This is a genomic window from Microbacterium sp. 67-17 (assembly GCF_001898325.1).
Taxonomy (GTDB): domain Bacteria; phylum Actinomycetota; class Actinomycetes; order Actinomycetales; family Microbacteriaceae; genus Microbacterium; species Microbacterium schleiferi.
Genome location: NZ_MKTR01000014.1, coordinates 166540 through 186397 on the forward strand (window position 1 = coordinate 166540; position 19858 = coordinate 186397).

The window sequence follows — 19858 nt, forward strand, 5'->3', positions numbered from 1 at the left end:
CGGAAGCTCGTCGAGGCTGTACTTGCGCATGAAGCGCCCGACCCGGGTCACGCGGGGGTCATTCTTCATCTTGAACAGCACCTCGTTACCCGAGTCGCGCTGCGCTTGCAGCAGCCTCTCGAGCAGCTGTTCGGCGTTGGGCACCATCGACCGGAACTTGATCATCCTGAACGTCTTCCCCCCGCGACCCACACGCTCCTGACGGAAGAGCACGGGCCCGGTCGAGGTCAGCATGATCGCCACTGTCAGCAGAAGCAGCAGTGGGCTAATGACAATGACGCCCAGCACGGATGCGACGAGGTCGAACGCTCTCTTCGTGACTCGCTGACCGAGCGAAAACCGAGGGGTCTCGACGTGAATCAAGGGGAGGCCGGATACAGGACGAATGTGGATGCGAGGGCCAGCGATGTCGGCGATGCTGGGGGCGATCACAAGGTGCTGTTTGCCAGCCTCGAGACCCCACGAAATCTGCTTGACCTTCGCGGGCGGAAGATCATCGGCGCTCGTAACCGCGACCGTGTCGGCACCGGTTGCCAGCAGCGCTCTTTCAACGGCATTGACATTGCCCATGACTGGGATCGTGGTTCCCGGGAGGGAGTCTCCGACTTTGCCGCTCGGCACGCATGCGCCAGCCACGAGGTAGCCCGCGCGCGGCGTTCGCTGCAGCTCGTGCGCGATCTGGGCGACCGAGCTTTCTGACCCGACCAGAAGGACGCGGTGCATATACGAACCGCTTCGGCGCTTGGCGACCAGCCACTGCCGCCACAGCCACCGCACAAGAATGAGCACCGCGACACCGAGGGGCAGGCTGATCAGGAGGAAGCCGCGGGCGATGTTGATTTGGAAGAGGAACGCGATGATCGCGATCACTCCGAACAGTCGAACGCTCGAGTCGACAATGCGGATGTATTCCGCGCTCCCGGCACCAATGACGCGGTGACTGCGCGAGTCGGCGAGTGAGAGCGCCCAGAACCACACCACGACGAGAATCGTTGAGAGCGCCCAGTAAGAAACATCACTGAAGCGGTGGTCTTGCAGGAGCGCGAGTTCGGCGTTGCCTGTGCCGAACCAGAAGATCTGAGTGCCGAACACGACCCAGATGAGCACGATGGCGTCACTGATCCACAAGCGTCGGCTGAAGAGCAGCTGCCATCGTGCGTCGGCACGCTTCGCAGGGATGACGACCGATCCTGTTGAGGTCGTTACGGGGCGCGGCCCCGCGGAAGTTTCTTCGCCGTGCGCGCGATGCCCTGTTGCATTCGTGCCGTGCTGAACGTCAGCCGTCACAGAGTGCCCTTCGTCGTGGTCCCGATTCCACCCGGAGGCGAAGATACCACTCCTGTGTTTCGCTCAGTTGTCGCGCGCGTGATAGTCACCGACCCACCAATCCGAGATGCGCGCCATGTAGTCAGCGATGGCGATGTGTGCCGGATGTGCGCGGAAGCGGTCGAAGGCTGCAGCATCCGCGAATGCCGTGTCTTCCACAATCACCCGACCCTTACGCGAGTCCAGCGAGACTTCTACGTTCCACGACACAGCCTCGATCTCATCGCCGAGTGCCCGCAAAGCCGAAACCGTCCGTTCCAGCTCGGCGCCGGACACATCGTCGTGTACGCGAAAGAGGACGATGTGCCTGAACACGTCTACTCGCGAATTGACTCGACGTGGTCGTGATACCAAGCCACAGTGCGCTCGAGGCCTTCCTCAAGGGAGATCTGAGCGGTCCACCCCGCCTCAGCGAGCTTGGAGACGTCCAACAGCTTCTGCGGTGTGCCGTCGGGTTTGGATGTGTCCCACTCCGTCTCACCCTGAAAGCCCGTGACGGATGCAATCGTCTCCGAAATCTCGCGAATCGTGACATCCGACCCTGTGCCCACGTTGACCTGGTCGGGTCCGTCGTAGTGCTCCATCAGATGGAGGCACGCGTCCGCCATGTCATCCGCGTGCAGGAACTCACGGCGCGGTGTGCCCGTGCCCCAGTTGGTCACGGTCGCCGCGCCCGACTTGACTGCCTCGTCGTACCGGCGGATCAGCGCAGGCAGCACGTGCGACCCCCTCGGCGAGAAGTTGTCGTTCGGCCCATAGAGGTTGGTGGGCATGGCCGAGATCCAGGGCAGCCCGTACTGGCGGCGTACGGCCTGCGTGTGCAGGATGCCGGCGATCTTCGCGATCGCGTACGCGTCATTTGTAGGCTCGAGATGACCAGTAAGCAACGAATCCTCGCGGATGGGCTGCTCGGCAAGCTTCGGGTAGATGCACGACGACCCGAGGAACAGCACGCGCTCGACGTCGTTCGCGAGAGCGGCGTCCAGCACATTGGTCTGAATGCGCATGTTGTCGCTCAAGAAATCGACCGGGTAGGTCGAGTTTGCCAGAATGCCGCCGACCTTCGCAGCTGCCAGCACCACGTACTTCGGCTTGATCTCGCCCACATACGCGAACACCGCGTCTCGATCCTTGAGGTCAAGTTCGGCGGATGTCTTGCCGACGATGTTCTCGAACCCGGATGCCTCGAGCTTGCGCCAGATCGCAGACCCCACGAGTCCTCGGTGCCCGGCAACGTAGAACGTCGCGTCGCGGTCGAGTTCGCCAGGTGTGTACTCAACTCCGTCCGCCGCACTCCCCATCATCAAGCTCTCCTTCGATCGTTGAGCGAGCGAGGCCCCATCCGGTCGTTGAGCGAGCGAAGCGAGATGAAACGAATCACTTCGTTCCCCAAGACGCGAGCTTCACGGTGTCGATCCAGTCGGCGCCCTTCTCCAGTGCTTCCACGTCGGCGTCAACCATGAGCTTGGCCAATTCCTTCCCATCGATCGTGGGAGTCCAGCCGAGCTTGTCTCCCGCCTTCGTCGGGTCGCCGATCAGTGCGTCGACCTCGGTCGGGCGCAGGTAGCGCTCGTCGAACTTGACGTACTCCTGCCAGTCGAGTCCTACGTGGCCGAACGCCGTCTCGAGGAAGTCCTTGATCGTGTAGCCGACGCCGGTGGCAAGCACGAAGTCTTCCGGTTCGTCGACCTGCAGCATTCGCCACATACCCTCGACGTACTCGGCGGCGTAGCCCCAGTCGCGGATGGAGTCGAGGTTGCCGAGGTAGATGTCTTTCTGGACTCCTGTCTTGATGCGCGCGACGGCGCGCGTGATCTTGCGGGTTACGAAAGTTTCACCGCGGCGGGGGGATTCGTGATTGAACAGGATGCCGTTCACCGCGAACATGTCGTATGCCTCGCGGTAGTTCTTCGTGATCCAGAAGCTGTAGAGCTTGGCTGCCGCATAGGGGGACCGGGGGTAGAACGGCGTTGTCTCCGACTGCGGCGGGGGAGTCGCTCCGTAGAGCTCAGAGGTCGAGGCCTGGTAGAAGCGGGGGCGAATCCCGGCCATGCGCACTGCTTCGAGGAGCCGCACTGTGCCGGTGCCGGTCGTGTCGGCGGTGTGCTCGGGTTCGTCGAACGAAACCCGCACATGGGACTGCGCTGCGAGGTTGTAGACCTCGTCGGGCTCAATCTCCATGAGCAGGGTGACGAGTCGGGCGCCGTCACTCAGATCACCGTAGTGAAGGAAGAGCTTCGCGTCTGGGTTGTGAGGGTCGGTGTAGAGGTGGTCGATCCGGTGTGTGTTGAAGGTCGAGGCGCGGCGGATGATCCCGTGTACCTCGTAGCCCTTGGAGAGCAGCAGCTCCGCGAGGTATGAACCGTCCTGCCCTGTAATTCCGGTAATGAGTGCGCGCTTGGCCAAGACCGTCTCCGATGTCTTTCTTCGTGATTTTCAGTGGGGTGTGGCGACTACGCAGGGTGGTCGCCGGTCATAGTGACTTCGTACAGCATGTCGGCAAACTTCGTGATTGCTGTCTCTTCTTCGAGAACCGTCTGACGGTAATGCAGGCCGTTCACACCGAACCTTGTAGCCCGGTCGGGATTCGCACGCAGCTCGAGCGCCGCGTTACGCAGTGCCTCGGGATCTCCGGCGGGAACGACCAGCCCAGCGTCGGCTGCCCGAACTTCAGCCGCGGTGATTCCGGACGGGTCGGTCGCGGCAATGACCGGACGCTCAGCCTGGAAATATGAGGTCAGCTTGCTCGGCACGGCCATTTCGGCGACCCCGGCCAGCTCGTTGACGAGCAGGATGTCGGCACTCTTGAGAGCGGCAGCGTAGTCCGCGTCGTCCAGCGGGGGCACGAACTGGAGCGGCGCAACGCCGCGTGCCAGCTCCTGTAGCTTCTCCCGCTCGCCGCCGTCGCCGACGAGCACAAACCTCACCGGATCGCGATAGTGCTCCGTGACTCGAGCCGCATCGATGACATTCTCGAGGCCTTGCTTCACCCCCATGTTCCCTGTGTGCAGCACGACGGTTTCGTCGGGTTTCCAGCGGAACCGTTTGCGGGTAGCTGCGACATCGATTGGGGGGAACGGTGCCAGGTGGGTCCAGTTGCGAACTACGATGATCCGGTCGCGATCCACGCCGAAGTCACGGGCGACGATGTCGGCGAAGCGGTCGTGGATCACGACGACGCGGTCAGCGCTGCGTAGGAGACGACCTTCGATAGCGGCAAGCCCCTGTGCCGCACGGCCGCCTTGGCCGGTTTCGACCATTCCGCGCGCGTAGAGGTCCTGTACCCAGACGATTAGGGGCGCCGAGCGATGCAGCGCCTTGGCTCTGAGGGCCGCCATCGCTGACGATATCATCGCCGGGGACACGACGACGATTGCATCTGGCGACCCCCACCGACTGACCGTCGAGCGCGCGCCGAAGCTCACTTCCGAAGCAAGCCGCCGCGCTCCTTTGGGAGGGTTCGGAACGTAGTGTCGAACCCGTTTCACCGCGACGCCGTCGAGATGTTCGCTGCGTGACCACTGCCCGTAACCTGGCTTGATCTTCCAGTCCGGATAATGAGGATGGGCCGTAATGACGCGTGCGGCGATCCCTCTCCGGGCGAGTCCGCGGCTCATGGAACCCGTGTAGGGAGCGATACCAGTGTGCTCGGGGGGGTAGTTGATACCTACCACGAGCACGCGGGGTGAACTGTCGGGTGAACGGCGCGACATGCTGAGAGGCTATCGTGGTCGTGATTTCGTGACGGTTACGCAGAAGGGAAGGGTTGTGTCAGACATCCCAGTCATCGATCTTTCCCAGGCTCCAGGTGAGCACGCCGCTTGGGATCGTCCCGCGTGGTTCGTTTACCTCTGGGCGATCTGCGAGCTGCTGTTCATCACCAACGCGTGGCAAATCAGTTCGAGTTTGAGGGTGCGCGTCCTCAGAGCTTTCGGCGCCGACATCGGAGAGGGCGTGGTCTTCCGCCCGCGGACCCGGGTGAAGTTTCCGTGGAAGCTCCACATCGGGGCGCGCTCGTGGATCGGCGAAGGGGTGTGGTTTCACAACCAGGACCACATCTACGTGGGGCACGACGTCGTGATCTCTCAGGAGACCTTCCTGACGACCGGGAGTCATCGGCATCGCACGGACATGGCGCTTATCACGCGTGCGATACGTATAGAGGATGGCGCGTGGGTAACTTCCCGGTGCATCGTGCTTGGGGGGAGCCTCGTCGAGCAGAATAGTTTGGTCGTACCCGGGACCGTCGTGTCCGGGAGGGTGCCGCAGGACGCCATTTTTGGCACTCCCGCCGCTGTCGTACTTGGTCAACGCTGGACCATTGACCGCAGTAATGAGCCAAGTTGAGCCGCAGAGACGTGGCTCGTGGGCGTGAGGGTGTGAAGGGCTGGTGTGAGTGAGAATCCTCCATGTGGCAACTCTCGATTCCCCCGATGGAGCCTTCGGCGGGCCGACGCGGGTTGCACATACTCAGTGCGCCGAGTTGGCGAGACAAGGGCATGTGGTGGACCTTGCGGTTGGCTCCCCAAGAGAGGGGGTCGGTCAGTTTGATGGCGGGGGGTACGGCATATTGCGCTTTCGGGCGAGAAAGCTTGCGCCCGTCGGCGGTTTTGCCTCGCTTGTGAGTTGGCCAATGCTTCGCTGGTTGCGAGATAACGTCAAGAACTACGACGCTATTCATGTACACCTGGCGAGAGATCTGGTTACGCTCCCTGCTGCAAGCATCGCGCAAGCAGCCGACATACCAGTCTTTGCTCAGACGCACGGAATGGTCGACCCGAGCAAGAGGATGTCGGCGCGAGTAGTCGATCTATTGGCGACGCGGCGGGTGCTTCGCCACTCTCGTGTCGTGTTCGCACTGACCGCCGCTGAAGAGGTCGATCTGGCGGGTGTAGAGCCCGCTGTCAAGGTGCGACGAGTCGTCAACGGTGTTGCAATTCCGGATCGTCAGCCCGTGCGCGTTGTAAGGGAAAGCGGGACGCGCGAAGTCCTGTTCTTGGCGCGACTCCATGAGCGAAAGAGACCGGTCGCCTTCGTTGAGATGGCGGCGATCGTCTCTAGGCAGTTGAGCGATGTTCAATTCACGATCGCCGGGCCGGACGAGGGTGAGTTGGCGGCCGTGAGCGATACGATCTCCCGGCTCGCACTCGAAGATAGAGTTAGAGTCGTTGGGCCGCTTGCGCCCGAGTCCACGGATGCGGCGATGGCGCGGGCTGATGTATTCGTTCTCCCGTCCACGGGAGAAGTTTTCCCCATGACGGTGCTCGAAGCATTTCGAGTCGGTACCCCGGCAGTCGTAACGGACTCGCTGGGAATCGCCGACGAGTGCAGGAGAGCCGGGGCCGCGGTTGTTACAGATGGGTCGGCGAGTGCGCTTGCCAGCGCAGTGTCGGAGTTGCTTGGCGATGCTACCGCCGCGAAGCGGCAGGCGGAGGCCGCTTACCACCTCTTGCACTCAACGATGACGATTAGATCTGCCGTATCGCCGATACTCGAGGCATACGGAGAGGCCGAATAGACTCGTGTCGAATCCAGAGATCTCAGGCCTGCCGCGCGTTGTTCACCGCCGCCATCTCCTCGCTCAATTTCTTCTCCTCCCACTTCTCGTGGTCACCTGCATAGCCGCAATCCTGGAGCCAGAACTCGCATCAGTGATACCCGCGGGAGTTGTTTTGGTGGGCTCGCTTCTACTTTCCTGGAAGCGTCTCGCCCCGCTATGGCAGTCTCCGGCCCTAATATTCGCGGTTGTTATGACCCCAACGGCCTTGTTTGGCTTCACGTTCGGCAATCAGCTCGCCGATCTAGGCGGCACAGGGGGCGCAAACACCACGCTTAGTGGGGGAGACCAGGTCGCCACTCTTTGGCTATTTGTCGCCGCGCAGTTGCTCGTGCTCGCTTGCGCCGCGGCGACGGCAGGTTCTCCTGCGCGAGCCAACTTTCCCTCTGTCGCAGTGACGCCAAGAATTGTCGCCGGCGCGTTGACTCTCGCCGCCAGTGTGCTAATTCTCTCAGTTGCATATCGAGGCATCGGGTGGTATTTAGAGAGACCACTTCGATTCTCAAGTGAACTCGGAAACCTCGAGAGTCTACTTACGATATCTTCCATCGCTAGTTGCGTACTGCTCGGCCTTGTGATCGCCTCGACTGAAAGCAGCTTTGCACGGTTTTGGGCCATTGTGCTGGTCCTTTCCTACTCGCTGATGTTCTTCGCGATGGGCAGTCGGAACTTGGCCTTGGCGCCGATCTTGGTCTTCCTCGGGATGGTGCTTTCAGGACGGCATAGATTGAGGGTCTATCAGCTGCTCGTCGTCGGCGCACTTGTCGCCGTACTTTGGCCGATTCCGCTAGTTCTGCGAAATCAGGCGTCTCATGGACTATTTCCGTACGTGACAGCGCTCCCATCTGCAGACCTTGGTTCCGACTTGTGGCTCGCCTCCATCAACAACGTTCTGAGCGGGTTCAATATCGTTGGAACTACTGCATTCGTGCGACCTCAAATCTCTGCATCGGACATGGCAACGAGCATCTCGCTTCTTGGAGGTAGTGAAGCTGGCTGGTATGAGGTGGCGTCGCGGCTGCGTCTGAATCACTACACGCCATACGGTGCAATCGGCGAAATTGCGAATCAGGGTATTTGGGTGGCGGTCGTGTCCTTTTGTGTTCTCGGTGTCATCTTTGGGTTTGTCCAGCGAGTCGGGCGCAAACTTAGTGATAGCGCGGGGGGGCAGGTCTACTACCTAGTCCCATTGGGCCTGAGTATCCTTCTAGTGCTTCAGGCGACGCAGTACAACTTAAGGTCGGAGATGCGGCTTCTGTACTATGCGCTGGGCGCTGCCGTCATCGGACTCGTGGTCCATGCAACCCATTCCGCCTTGGCGCGTCGATCAGAAGGACGTTCGGTGCGTCTCAAGTCTGTTCTTGGCGAGACGCTCGACGAAAGGGGGTAGCCTTTGCCGGAAATCACAGTTGTCATGCCGGCTCATAACGCGCAGGCGACGATCAAGTTGGCAATAGAATCGACACTACGAGCGCTCCCTAAAGACTCGCAAGTGCTGGTCTGGAGTGACGCTAGTACAGACAGCACCTGTTCGATTGTGTCGGGAATTCGCGACCCACGGGTGAAACTCTTCGCGCACGAGGGCCACCCGGTGGGGCCAGGTCGAGCGCGGACCGAGTTGATGAATAGATCTGATAGCAGGCTTATCGCGCTAATGGACTCTGATGACATTTGCCTGCCCCATCGCTTTAGCGTGCAGGTGTCGATGTTAGAGGATGCCGACATGGTGTTTGGTGCGGCGCTGTGGTTCGGTACCGGAATTGCTGGACTGCGGCCTACCAGCCCGTGGCGTTACACAAACGCTGATACTGGAATTGCGCTGTTGCATCATATGCCGTTCTCGAACCCGACCGCCTTGATGGCCCGTGAAGCGGTTGAGGAGCTTGGCGGATTCCGGTCGACTGATGTGGCTGAGGATTACGAGTTTGTTCTGCGGGCCGCACTCTCGGAAAAGAGAATCCTGAGGACGGGCATACCCGTGGTCCTATATAGGCGCTCGGTAGGTCAAGTCAGCCAGGAGGATGACTATGCGGAGAGGACGCGCAGCGAGCCGACGCTTTGGCGTACGTTCTCAGAGCACGTGAACCGCGTGCTCCCTCGACTCGACTGGCGAACGATAGCGAGTTCGGCGGCGCTGACGCCGGCGGAGCGCCAGGATTTCTTTACTGAGCTCGCTCTGCTCACTAGGAGGATGTCTCCGGCGCTCCGCGGGCGGTATCGCAGGTACGCAATTCGGAACGTCGCGACAATGGTCGCCACGGGTCGGGACCATCAGGTTTAGCAAGTGTCATTGAGGGTGCTGCTGGGGGAGTTCGCGCTGCATTTGGTTGACACCGAGGTTCGGGAGCAAGGCCGTTTCTGAACCTCGCGATGAATGAACGACTCGACGTCATCGGCACCAGGGGATCTCCCATGGAGGGATCGCATCGGCGCCGACTGCGGGCGAAACAGGAACACGCGCTAGCGTCGAATGCGAATGCGCTGAATCAGCTTGCCGAGAACGTAACGAACACCTCGGGTCTTGATCGTACTCGAGACGAAAATCGCACGGTACAGGAGAGAGTAGCGCCAGGTCAGAGGTCTCATGCTTCGAATGAAGATTGACATATCGCCAGAATCCCGAGCCCTCGCATAAGTTACGTGACTGCGTCCAGCAATCTCCAACCTAGTGCGCTGCACGAGTCTGCGAAGCAGAGGGAGGGAGTGCGAAGGCGCGACACGTTTGGAGGGCGCCCACCCCTCGAGGCGCGCGGCACGATCAAGCCTCCAAGGCAACTCGCCTCGCGTGTGATTGATCAGACCGCGCTGAGATCGTCGAATGGTTTGAACGTCCACCGAGACGAGGTCCAAACGGCCCTCCGCTATCCCCTCCTCGAAGATAGTCTGCAAATCAGGGTTCCTAACGATCACAATGTTGTTTCCGGAAGCATCCCTCTCGTACTCCGGTAGCCAAGCGTCTCCGAAAACGACATCCGCCGTTTCGTTGAAGGCATCGTCGGTGTAGTCTGAAAACTTCGCCTTAAAGAATCCGTGGCCCCAGTCAGAGCCAACAAGATCCTCTTGCGACAAGAGGACCTCGAATGGCTCGCCGTCACGCGCACCCACTGCCGCCATTCGATAGTTCCACGCAAATCCCTCCTCATTCTTGACCCTAAAGTCGAACGAGCGCAATTCTCCTGGGCTAATGCCCGCCTGCCACCCAAAGCTCTCAACGTATCTCGTCGACTTCTGGTGGCCACAAACGAGGCCAAGTACATACGGGAGCCGTTCCTTGAGCAACGGGAGTTCCCGACATGCCAAACGAATTTCGTACACGATGCTCGGAATTCCCACCACCGCATAACGTCCCGGCAAGTTCAGCGCCTCCCCGAGCACCCGTGATAACTCTGCCGGATAATACTGAGACTTCGACCTGGCTCGGATGGAACTTTCGTCACGCGATATCGCGTAGTCAAAGAGTAGGCTTCCATCTCCACCAAAGCTCGGTGCGATATGCAGAACACCATCAATAAGGTTTCGCCGCAGCAGCTCCACCAGCAACCATGAGGCGCAGCCCCCTGAGCTCGCCTTTGCGCGAAAGTCTCCTTCGCGCACGTGTCCCGCGTATAGCGCCGAGTACCTTCCGACAACATCGTCGACAAGTACAGAGGAGTTGGAGCCGAACAGCTCAGCAGCGAGTTCGCTTTCATCCAGTTCGCGCATATCACACATTGCGCTCATCCTGCCAAGCATGTCAAGATCTTCTTCAGGAGTCTCCGGAGAAATGCGGGTTTCGTACAATCCAAACGAGTTGAGTTCAATTGACGCATAGGACGAAGCAATGGGGGCAATACCGCTTCCCACGTCGAGTCCAGCCCGCAATACGCGCTCGTATGGATGGAGATTGCTCTGACGGTTCATGCGTTGCAGTGCTCCAGGATCAGTTTCTCTAGCGCGGCGAAGTACTCAGTGACGAAGTATCTGCCCTCAATTCGTGGGAGCGAGGCTGCATAGAACTCCTTGACGAGTTCCGCGGCCTCCTCTGCCGTACTCGCGAAGCGTACGCGCTCGGAGTATGGCCCATTCTCGAACCACCTCACCCCGGAAGCCAGCTTATGATCTGTTGACGACAGAACAACTACGGGAATCCCTGCTATCACGGAGAAGATTGTGCCATGATAGCGATCAGTCACGGTGACTCGGAAGGTGGCGAAATTATGCCATGCATCGTGAATGGCATATGCCAGATTATGACGGAGTCTTTCGGCGGACAGAGGTGACTCGGTGTCCGTTCGCGAGACTGTCGCAATCCGAGCGAGTTGCTCTTCGAGATCTCGAGCCTTCTCTCCTTCGCCGTACATCGACTCCTTGTCATTTCGCAAACACAGATTTATGCCGATCCTGGCCTCCTCCGAAGTGAAGCTCCCAATAGCTCTTGTGACAACGTCGGGTGCGAGCGAAATTTTGACCCCAGGAAAGAGTCCTCGCCCAATCTCCTCTGATCGCTCGTCACGTGCAACAATAAGCAACTTCGGATGCGCAATTATGGAGCTCGCCAGTTCGCTCATGTCGAAAGTACCGGCAAAATTGATCGTCTGCGGAAGTACTACAACAGGATTCTTGTCGAAGATGCGCAAACATGCAATCTGGACGCGCAACTCGTCTGGGTAGAGATCTGTCATGTGGTACCCGCTGTGCAGAAAGACGCGGTCTCCGGATCGCCCCCATCGCCTCGCGAGCCTAAGGATCGAGTTGTTCCGTAGCGCTGCGGTACGTGTATCTATTGTGATCACGGGGACGCCCGGGAATAGGTCCGCGAGCCACTCCTCAGTGACAAGCGTTTGCGCCTGATCCCCGAGGTTCGAGTGATAGGGCGAGCCGATCAGCAGGATCTTCTCACGGTTGCGTGCCGCGACTAATGCCAGCATCGCCCTCGTCAGGAAGTACAACTTGGATATCTGAAGCCTCACGACAGAAGTTCTATCACTCCTGGGTTTCCGGGCGGTTACCACTCGAGGACGCGACACCTGGTTGGCTCGTTCACACGCTAGCCTCGTCCCGTGACATCTTCCTCGCGCCCCTACGTGTCGGTCGTCATCCCCTGTCGCAACGGGGGGGACACCCTCGCGAGGCAACTCAGGGCGCTTACTCAGCAGGTGACTTCCTTTAGCTTCGAAGTGGTTGTTGCAGACAACGGATCCACAGACCACACCGTTGACGTCGCCGAATCCTTCGGAGCAATCGTGCGAGTCGTTGACGCATCACGCGCTGCAGGCATCAACATCGCCAGAAATGACGGCGTTCGAGGGTCGTATGGTGAGCTAGTACTGCTCTGCGATTCGGATGACGAAGTTCAACAGGGATGGATACAGGCCTACGCTCAAGAATATCGACGTGGAGCGTATTGTATGGCAGGTCCATTTGACAGAGTAGATGACTCGGGTATCTGGCTCGAGTCAGTGGACGCGCTTCAGGTGCACCGCGCTACCCGACGCCGGTATCCGATCGGCGCCAATTGCGCCTTCAGTCGAAGCGCCTTCGACGAAATCGGCGGCTTCGACGAGCGTTTCGCCGGGGGTGCCGACGAGATAGACTTCTTCTGGCGCGCAGAAGACAACGGCTACCCGCTATTATACGTCCCTGCTGCTCGCATCAATTACTACATGAGAGCTGATGTTCGCAGCAGACTACGGCAACATATGAACTTTGGCAAGGGTAACATGCGGCTCGATCGAAAATACTTGTCGCCGGGTCGAGCACGAGTCGAGGTAATCAAATCCGTTGCTCGGATGCCTCGATGGATAATGCAGCTAGCTCTCAATCTAGGTTCCGCGGACGGCCGCTCGTCTGCGCTGCAGTGGATAGCGTACGAGCGCGGCATGATCTCTGAGTTTCTCCGCGGCGGCCACGCTTGACCTCGGGTACACGCCGTGCCGTCATCGCATTTACTGCGCTTGCGTTGATTCAACGCTCACTTTCACTCCTTCTTCTTCCTTTCGTTTCTCGGGCCATGAGTCTCGAAGATTACGGAACGGTGTCCCTTCTGACCGCCAGCGGGCTGCTTCTGGGTACGCTTTTTGGCGTCGCTCCCGAGATGGGAGTATTTCGTGCCGCTGCCCGCCTGAAGATTGACTCGGGTGCGAAGCATTTTCTGTCGGTCGCGTCTCTCTGGTTGCTCCTCGTTGGTCCTGCCTTGATCCTTGTCGCGTCGGTGACGCTCTTTGGCGTCAATGCCACCGTCTTGCAGATGCCTACCTCCTTGCTCGCGCTGGAGATCTTGGCTATTGGTCTGGGATTGTATCCAGCATATTTCGCAATGCCTATGCTGCGTGCTTCGATGCGCATATCCTATTTTTTCGCACTTTCGATCGTGACCATATTGGTGTCACTCGCTCTGAAGATTTTGCTTGTGATTGTGCTCGGCTATGGCCCGGAGGGCTGGGTCTACTCTGACCTGGGATCATCAGGCGCGGCACTGATTACTGCACTCGTGCTCGTTCGCCCTCCCATCACCCGCTATTGGCGACTTGGTGTCCATCCATTCTTAAAGTTCGTCGGCCCACTTGTTCCCCATGCAATGTCGGTGTGGGTCATTTCGCAGCTGACGCGTCCCCTTATGGCGACGTTCTTAAGCCTTGAGGAAGTTGGCGCCTACTCGGTTGCATTCAATGCGGCGAGTATTGGCCTACTGCTCCTAAACGAGGTCAACCGAGTCTTTCTTGTCGATTACTCGGCGACTTCATTTCCCGCACCCGACCGTCGTCTTGCGCCTAAGGCTCGATTTCAACTGCTTCTCGCCGTTGCCGTTCCGGTTGCTGTCTCGTCGGCATCTATTCCGTTCAATCTCATTGCACTTCCGTCAAGCTATGGATTTGTTGCACCGATCGTTTCGGTTCTCGGTATGGGGGGGCTATTTTGGTCGATTTACATTCTAGCGATGAATTTCGTGACCAATACGGCCGGTGACACACGTTGGAGCTGGATTACGACGCTGTTCGGAACGGTTGTCCTCGTGGGAGGAACCTTTGTACTTGGCGATCTACTGGGCGCGATCGGCGTTGCCATTGCGTACGTCGCGTGCTATGCAGCGATGGCGGTGGGGTCCCATCTCTTAGCTCGACGCATGCGACTCGAGGTCTCGTGGCGCGACGCTGGCTTTTCTGCCGGATGGACCGTGTTCGCCTTGGTGACCACGACTACCGCGGCGGGAGCCACAGCTCTCTTCGAGTTCGCTCCCGTCGCGTCAGTGTTCGTACTCATAACTTGTCTGGTCGCCGCAATGGGTCCGATGCTTATACCGATTGTGCGCAATCGACGCTCAGAGTCCTAGAGGGGCTCTTCACGATTGTGAGGGTCAAGGTGGGTAGGCCTGCGCGGGCAAGGAGCCAGGCTTCCTGGATGATGGGAGTTCTTCGAGTCCTCGGCCACGAAGACGCCTGGACGTTCTCAGGTTGGTACGTGGCGCTCACGGTAGAGCTTGATAAGGATCTCGACCATCTCCCTGCGATGGTGTCGGCGCCGTGAGTTCGTGTCCGTCGACGATGATCGTGATCTCGCGCAACGGCCACAGCGTGAGGACGATGCGTCGGACGGTGAAGTCGCTGCTCCTGAAGGGTATTGGGTGATCGCGAGGCGATGACCATGCCGGTGAGGTGCGTGGGATCGAGTCCGGGGGACGCGCATCTCGGTCGCGCTTAGGTCGGTCTTTGGCCATCTGGAACCCCGCATCGACCCCGAAGATTTCGCAGTTGGCCGATACCATCTCCGAGGCGCTGGCCGCGGCGATGGCGAGGCCGGTTACGTATCCCTTCCGCCCCGGTGCGCGAGCGGTGTTCTCGGCACTGTTCGGGTTCACGCCAGGCTTCGCGCCCAGGGTCACGAATCAGTTCTGCTTTGCCGGGCGGATACTGCGTTGATCTGCTCGGCGTGTTCGACCTGCCTACTCAACGCGATCCTTGTCGCAGCTCTTCCGCTTGTGACCCGCACCCGCGGCGCGAGTGGCCTCGATCGTCCCCGTCGATGGCGACACTCTCGACCGTCGCGTAGTGCTCGGCGAGGCTGTATCGGTCGACGAGGTTCGCGATCCGACAACGAACCCGAACCCGGCGTCCGCCAATCGATTCAAGTTCACCGCCGACTACATTCCTGCGTCGGCGAGAACACCGCACCTCTGTCGCAGAGCGGCTCTCCCGAACTGGTCGATGATGAGCAGTAGGGTGAGCGCGTCCCCTCTGTTGACTGCGACTCGTGGACCGCGGTTGACAACCCGCCCTGATCGACAAGGATGTCGTCGAGCAGCCGCAGGCCCACACGGAGTTCATTGCTCATCCCGACCTCGCGGACCGCTGTTAGGCCCGGGCCTCACCTGTCGGCGGACGTGGGACCCCCCACGCGCAGTGGATCAGATCGTCGCTGTGCTTGCGCGCTGACGGTCCGTCCTCGTCTTCGCTCTTGGTGGCGGTAGGTACGTCGTCGCAATGGGTTCGGCGGCCGAACTACTTCTTGTCGGAGTGGCCGTAGCCGTAGCCGTAGCCGTAGCCGTAGCCGTAGCCGTACATGTACGAGTCAGGTCCCTTCGTCGGTGCCATCGTCATGACGAGGCCTGCGACCTTCGCGCCGACGGTCTCGAGAGCGTCGAGAGCTCCGTCGAGTTGGTGGGTCGACGTGCGCCCAGCGGCCGTGACGACGATCGCGCCAGCCGTAAGTCTCGACAGAACCGCGGCATCCGTCACCGGAAGAAGTGGAGGAGCATCGCAGATGACGACGTCGAAGGTGTTCACGAAGTCTTCGAGGAGTGCTTTCATCTGCGACGACCCGAGCAGCTCGGACGGGTTCGGCGGCACCTTTCCAGCGGGCAGCACGTACAGCGGTCGGCGGCCCCAGGGAAGCATGACATCGGTAACCTTCGCGCGACCGATCAAGACATCCGTGAGTCCGACCGCGCCCTCGATGCCGAGGTAGTCCGCAACCTTGGGCTTGCGCAGGTCGGTGTCGATGAGGGCCACCCGCTTGCCGGCATCCGCGAGCGCGATCGCCAGGTTGACCGCCGTCGTCGACTTGCCCTCGCTGGGAATGCTCGAGGTGATGACGAAGCTCGTGCCGCCATCCATCTCGATGAACTGCAGGTTCGTGCGCAGGGCGCGGAACGACTCGGCCCGCTGGTTCGTCGGGTCGGCCTCGAGGATGATCGGTCGCTCGGCAGCCTTCGGGTCGAAGGGGATCACGCCGATCATCGGGCGATCGGTCAGCTGAGCGACATCACGCGGCGTTCGCACCTTCGTGTCGAGCACGGTGCGCAGGATGGCTACCGCGATGCCCAGTGCGAGACCGATGAGGCCACCGAGAGCGAGGTTCAGGGGAACGTTCGGGCTGACCGGCGTCGTACCTGGGAGAGCCGGGCGGATGACCGTTGTCTTCACCGGGCTCGCGGTCAGGTCGGCTGTCGTTTCAATGTCTTCGACAGCGTTGCCAAGGCTCGTAGCCGTGGCGTTGGCGATGTCGGCGGCGAGCTGCGGATCGGCATCCGTCACCGTGATGTTGATCGCCGTTGTGTTGAGTGGAGCCGACACTGAGACCATCTCGGCGAGCTCGTCAGGAGTTAGGTCAAGGTCGAGATCATCAATCACCGGATCGAGCACGAGCGGCGACTCCGCGACCACGACATACGTCGCCACGCGAGCCTGCGTGAAGGTGGAGCCCTGCTGCAGCTCTTGGATGGCGCCAGAGGTTTGGGTCGATACCGCGACGGTGCTCGTCGACTCATACAACGGCGTGCGCGTCAGGGAGTACGCCGCGGCGGCACCGACACCGACGAGCGTCAGCGCAAGGATGATGAGCCAGTTCTTGCGCAGGATGTGCAGATAGTCGCGGAGCTCCATGGTGCCTCTCGGTTGGGGATCCTCGAACTATCCTCACACACCCGGTATTTCGCGCTGGTATCCGGCTGGTATCCGTTCAGGGTTGCGCCGCAGCTACCCGTCGAGGAAGTCGACCATCAGCTCCCGGATTTTCTGCCATGAGATCTGGTCCATCCTCATGTTGTGGTCGGTGTCGAGGAACTCGAGCCGACTTGCTGCGGCCAGCGGATATGCCTCTGCGGCACCTCTTCCGCCGTACTCGTCATTGACTCCCTGGAGGATGAGGAGCCTGCTCTCCAGGGTCGCGAGGTGCAGATATCTGTCTGGGTTCGGGCCCTCTTCCGGGTTCTCGAAGGGGTAGCCAAGCGCGATCACTCCTCGAACGCCTGCAGCATCCGCGATTAGCGTCGCAACTCGGGCGCCTGCTGACCGAGCCACCAGAAACACTTCCTCGTGGCTCACCTGCTGGAGTGTGGTCAGGAGGGCATCAGCGCGAGCTGCGACCGAGGCGGCTCGCGCCCAGTTTCCCGGAATGAAGTACTGCCATCGACTTGGGTGGAGTAGCAACAGTGGTCCGATGATCAGCGCTCGGGCCGGGCGAGGCCACGACAGAACGAAGGGTGGCATCGTCAGCCTGCGAGTCTCCTCGTGGCGTGAGAACCAGTGGCCGACCGACCAGCCTTCGTCACGAAGAAGATCGATGAGGCCGGTAAGGAGCAGCTCGTCCCGCGGGAAGTCATCGCGGCCTACCAGAATGACCATCCGGCTATCGCTGGGATCCCCGAAGTAGTCGATATGACCGCCGGAAGGGCGGGGCATGTCGACCCGGATTGCCCGCTGGCCGGGTCGTGTTCGTCGAGCCACAGACGTTCGAGGGTCAGGTGAGAGCGGCGCGGATGACGCGAGCCACTTCTTCTACCGCGGGAAGCAGCTGGCTCATCGAGGTCTCGTAGGTGTTCCAGCTGCGACCCGCCGGATCAAGAACGTCATCCTCGGTCGGATCGCCCGGGGCATCGACCGTGCCGCGCACCGCGATGACTCGTGCGAGTGCGGCCTGGAACCGCGCTCGCGGATCGTCGCCGGCATCCGTCGCGGCCTCGTGGATCTCGGCATCCGTCACATGCCGTGACAGCCGCGCGAACTCGAGGATCGTGAACGCTCTGCGCAGCAGCGACGGATCGAGTTCGACCACCGCCTTACGGTGCGCGCGGGTCATGGCCAGCACGAGGTCGCGACCGGCGAGCACCGGTTCGGTGAGGCGCTGGGCCTGATGAGCCTCGATCTCTGGCGCCGGGATGCCGAGCTCGGCCGCGATCTCGCACGCGTTATCGGTCATCGCCTCACCCGGGCGCGGCTGCGTGCCTGCGCTTGCTACCTCGACCGGGAGGTCGGCGAGGAGGAGGCGCAGGTACAGCTCTGAGAGGGGGGAGCGGACGATGTTGCCGGTGCAGACGGTGAGGATCTCGATCGGCATGCATCGAGGGTACCTGGGGGCGCTTCGACTCGCTTCGCTCGCGAGGCGGCCGGGGAGGGGTGGCTCGTTTCGGTTCGCGCGCTCAACGAACGCGGACGAGGGGGAGGCGGCGAACGCCTGCCAACGCGGCATCCATCACTGCGACAGCGTCGGGGTCGAGAGTGAAATCGGCCATGCTGGCTCGAGCAGCCTCGAAAGCGTCGACAGCACCCGATCTGATCTCGTGAACGATCGCGGATGCGTCGTTGGGGCGGACCCCGAATCGTGACCCCGTGCGGACCAGGCCTGCCACAGAGATGCGGTCGAGCGCATACTCGCCTTCCACACTCATCGCACTGCTGATGCTCGCTGAGCCATCCCAGTACCCGGCGTACGTCAGCAGATCGTAGAGAGGGGCGAGCTCCACCGAGCGGCCCCGCAGCATGAGGGAGTAATTCTTCGCGTGAGCATCCGCGCACCCCGCAACGACGTTGAAGACGAACGCGCGGAAGAACGCGGCGCCGGTCGCTTCGCGATCCGCGACCAGCGGCAGGGAGCCGATGAGCCGAGCGATGCTGGCCACGCCCGGTCCGCCGTCGCGTTGCTGATACTTCTTCGAGGGCGCCACGCTGAGCGCTTGGCACATGTCCTCTTGGTGGAGTCGATGCCACCGCCCGTCCGTCCACTGGCGGTCGTATCTCTCGCTGATCAAGACATCCCAGTCGCCGATACGGCCGAGCTGCGCGGTGGCGACCTGACATCCAAGATGCGCCGCTGCGCGCAGAGTGAGTTGCTCGACCACGTCGATGCGGCGGAAGGCACCGACGACCGGCTTGAGGATGTGTGTCGTCGGCTGGCTTCCCCCGGGGACTGCCCAGCGGCCATCCGGCATCCGGAACAGCGCAATCTTCGGCTGAGCGCCGGCGATGGTGAAGCGCCCAGCGCCGTTACCGACAGCCACGCCGTCGGTGTACTCGGTGACCACCTGATCGAGCATCAGGGCCACCTCTTCGTCAGTGACCGGCCGCGCGCTCTGCTCGGCGAGCGCGTCGCTCGCCAGCTCCCCGGGCGGAAGGATCTGCACCGCGCCCGCCGCATCTGCTCCGATGTATTCAAGAAGCGCCAACGGATTCGCGGGTGACACCCCGAAGCGGCGTCCGATCGCCCGCAGCGCCTCGTCGTTGTCGGGGAGCAGCCCTTGAAGCCAGGGGAGCACGATCCGCTTTCGGTGTGTCGTCGCGCTCAGCGGCATCGCCAGCGACAGGGGAGTCGCATCGTCACGATCTCGGTAGCCGGCGTCATAGGTGAAGCTGACGTTTCCCGATGCCGACTGGGTGAGCATCCCCGTCGGGGCGCCATCCAGGTACACCGCCAGCTCGGATGCCGTCACCGCAGCACCTGTCCGGTCGCGAGGTCCCGCAGCACGACCTCGTAGCCGAACGCCTGGAAGAGATCAAAGAGTTTCGCTGACTCAACCGTCGGCTTGCCCGACTCGACATCGGCGACGAAGGATCGCGACAACCGCGCTCGTGTAGCGAGGTCCTGCTGCGTCCAACCCCGTTGCGTGCGCAGCTCTCGCACAACGGCCGACGCATCGCGCATCGTCAGCATTCGGGGCTCCCCTCGCTGGTGGTATGTCGCCGTACGGCTCCTTGTGGGAATGTCGCCGTACGGAATCATTCTAGG

Annotated in this window: 18 protein-coding genes and 1 pseudogene; 7 read left to right on the forward strand and 12 right to left on the reverse strand. The window is 61.0% G+C overall.

From position 1 onward, the window contains the following. Nucleotides 1-60: 60 nt before the first annotated feature. From BGO47_RS06625 to BGO47_RS06645, 5 genes and pseudogenes are all read right to left on the reverse strand, one after another. Nucleotides 61-1287: pseudogene (locus BGO47_RS06625) on the reverse strand (sugar transferase); the annotation flags it as partial. Between the two features lie 63 nt (nucleotides 1288-1350). Further along, complete coding sequence (locus tag BGO47_RS06630) at nucleotides 1351-1641, reverse strand: Dabb family protein (protein WP_292709759.1); 291 nt, start codon at nucleotides 1639-1641, stop codon at nucleotides 1351-1353. A gap of 2 nt (nucleotides 1642-1643) precedes the next feature. Continuing rightward, nucleotides 1644-2627 carry a GDP-L-fucose synthase gene (locus tag BGO47_RS06635; protein WP_292709948.1) on the reverse strand — a complete coding sequence of 328 codons (984 nt, stop codon included), beginning with the start codon at nucleotides 2625-2627 and terminating at the stop codon, nucleotides 1644-1646. A 76-nt stretch (nucleotides 2628-2703) separates the two neighbouring features. Continuing rightward, nucleotides 2704-3732, reverse strand: coding sequence for a GDP-mannose 4,6-dehydratase (gene gmd, locus BGO47_RS06640; protein WP_292709761.1), 1029 nt, complete (start codon nucleotides 3730-3732; stop codon nucleotides 2704-2706). A gap of 47 nt (nucleotides 3733-3779) precedes the next feature. Beyond that, complete coding sequence (locus tag BGO47_RS06645) at nucleotides 3780-5039, reverse strand: glycosyltransferase family 4 protein (protein ID WP_292709763.1); 1260 nt, start codon at nucleotides 5037-5039, stop codon at nucleotides 3780-3782. Nucleotides 5040-5094: 55 nt separating this feature from the next. Between BGO47_RS06645 and BGO47_RS06650 the strand changes: the two genes are divergently transcribed. The 4 genes from BGO47_RS06650 (at nucleotide 5095) to BGO47_RS06665 (ending at nucleotide 9164) form a co-directional block, all read left to right on the forward strand. Further along, nucleotides 5095-5673 carry an acetyltransferase gene (locus BGO47_RS06650; protein WP_292709765.1) on the forward strand — a complete coding sequence of 193 codons (579 nt, stop codon included), beginning with the start codon at nucleotides 5095-5097 and terminating at the stop codon, nucleotides 5671-5673. A gap of 64 nt (nucleotides 5674-5737) precedes the next feature. Beyond that, the gene (locus tag BGO47_RS06655; RefSeq protein WP_292709767.1) at nucleotides 5738-6844 is read left to right on the forward strand and encodes a glycosyltransferase; all 1107 of its coding nucleotides are present in this window, start codon (nucleotides 5738-5740) and stop codon (nucleotides 6842-6844) included. Nucleotides 6845-6848: 4 nt separating this feature from the next. Then, nucleotides 6849-8273: a hypothetical protein gene (locus BGO47_RS06660; protein WP_292709769.1), complete on the forward strand. Its 1425-nt coding sequence runs from the start codon at nucleotides 6849-6851 to the stop codon at nucleotides 8271-8273. Nucleotides 8274-8276: 3 nt separating this feature from the next. Further along, the gene (locus BGO47_RS06665; RefSeq protein WP_292709771.1) at nucleotides 8277-9164 is read left to right on the forward strand and encodes a glycosyltransferase family 2 protein; all 888 of its coding nucleotides are present in this window, start codon (nucleotides 8277-8279) and stop codon (nucleotides 9162-9164) included. A gap of 179 nt (nucleotides 9165-9343) precedes the next feature. On the opposite strand, the gene BGO47_RS06670 is transcribed toward BGO47_RS06665, so the two are convergent. After that, entirely contained in the window at nucleotides 9344-10783 is a 1440-nt protein-coding gene (locus BGO47_RS06670; RefSeq protein ID WP_292709773.1) for a Coenzyme F420 hydrogenase/dehydrogenase, beta subunit C-terminal domain, read from the reverse strand. Next, nucleotides 10780-11832: a polysaccharide pyruvyl transferase family protein gene (locus BGO47_RS06675; protein WP_292709775.1), complete on the reverse strand. Its 1053-nt coding sequence runs from the start codon at nucleotides 11830-11832 to the stop codon at nucleotides 10780-10782. The genes BGO47_RS06670 and BGO47_RS06675 overlap by 4 nt, the downstream gene beginning before the upstream one ends. A 90-nt stretch (nucleotides 11833-11922) precedes the next feature. Between BGO47_RS06675 and BGO47_RS06680 the strand changes: the two genes are divergently transcribed. The 3 genes from BGO47_RS06680 to BGO47_RS06690 all read left to right on the forward strand — a co-directional run bounded on the left by BGO47_RS06680 (nucleotide 11923) and on the right by BGO47_RS06690 (nucleotide 14386). After that, entirely contained in the window at nucleotides 11923-12777 is an 855-nt protein-coding gene (locus BGO47_RS06680; protein ID WP_292709777.1) for a glycosyltransferase, read from the forward strand. A gap of 95 nt (nucleotides 12778-12872) precedes the next feature. Continuing rightward, nucleotides 12873-14192 (forward strand): hypothetical protein, encoded by a 1320-nt coding sequence (locus BGO47_RS06685; protein WP_292709779.1) that lies wholly within the window; start codon nucleotides 12873-12875, stop codon nucleotides 14190-14192. Between the two features lie 68 nt (nucleotides 14193-14260). After that, the gene (locus tag BGO47_RS06690; RefSeq protein WP_292709781.1) at nucleotides 14261-14386 is read left to right on the forward strand and encodes a hypothetical protein; all 126 of its coding nucleotides are present in this window, start codon (nucleotides 14261-14263) and stop codon (nucleotides 14384-14386) included. Nucleotides 14387-15357: 971 nt separating this feature from the next. Here the strand turns inward: BGO47_RS06690 and BGO47_RS06695 are convergent. The 5 genes from BGO47_RS06695 to BGO47_RS06715 form a co-directional block, all read right to left on the reverse strand. Beyond that, nucleotides 15358-16740, reverse strand: coding sequence for a polysaccharide biosynthesis tyrosine autokinase (locus tag BGO47_RS06695; RefSeq protein ID WP_292709783.1), 1383 nt, complete (start codon nucleotides 16738-16740; stop codon nucleotides 15358-15360). Nucleotides 16741-16833: 93 nt separating this feature from the next. After that, the gene (locus BGO47_RS06700) at nucleotides 16834-17481 is read right to left on the reverse strand and encodes an alpha/beta family hydrolase (RefSeq protein WP_292709785.1); all 648 of its coding nucleotides are present in this window, start codon (nucleotides 17479-17481) and stop codon (nucleotides 16834-16836) included. Between the two features lie 115 nt (nucleotides 17482-17596). After that, nucleotides 17597-18193 (reverse strand): low molecular weight phosphatase family protein, encoded by a 597-nt coding sequence (locus BGO47_RS06705; protein ID WP_292709787.1) that lies wholly within the window; start codon nucleotides 18191-18193, stop codon nucleotides 17597-17599. Between the two features lie 82 nt (nucleotides 18194-18275). Beyond that, nucleotides 18276-19562: a type II toxin-antitoxin system HipA family toxin gene (locus BGO47_RS06710; protein WP_292709789.1), complete on the reverse strand. Its 1287-nt coding sequence runs from the start codon at nucleotides 19560-19562 to the stop codon at nucleotides 18276-18278. After that, nucleotides 19559-19783, reverse strand: a complete 225-nt coding sequence (locus tag BGO47_RS06715; RefSeq protein WP_292709791.1) for a helix-turn-helix domain-containing protein — start codon at nucleotides 19781-19783, stop codon at nucleotides 19559-19561. Before BGO47_RS06715 ends, BGO47_RS06710 begins: the two co-directional genes overlap by 4 nt. Nucleotides 19784-19858 lie beyond the last annotated feature (75 nt).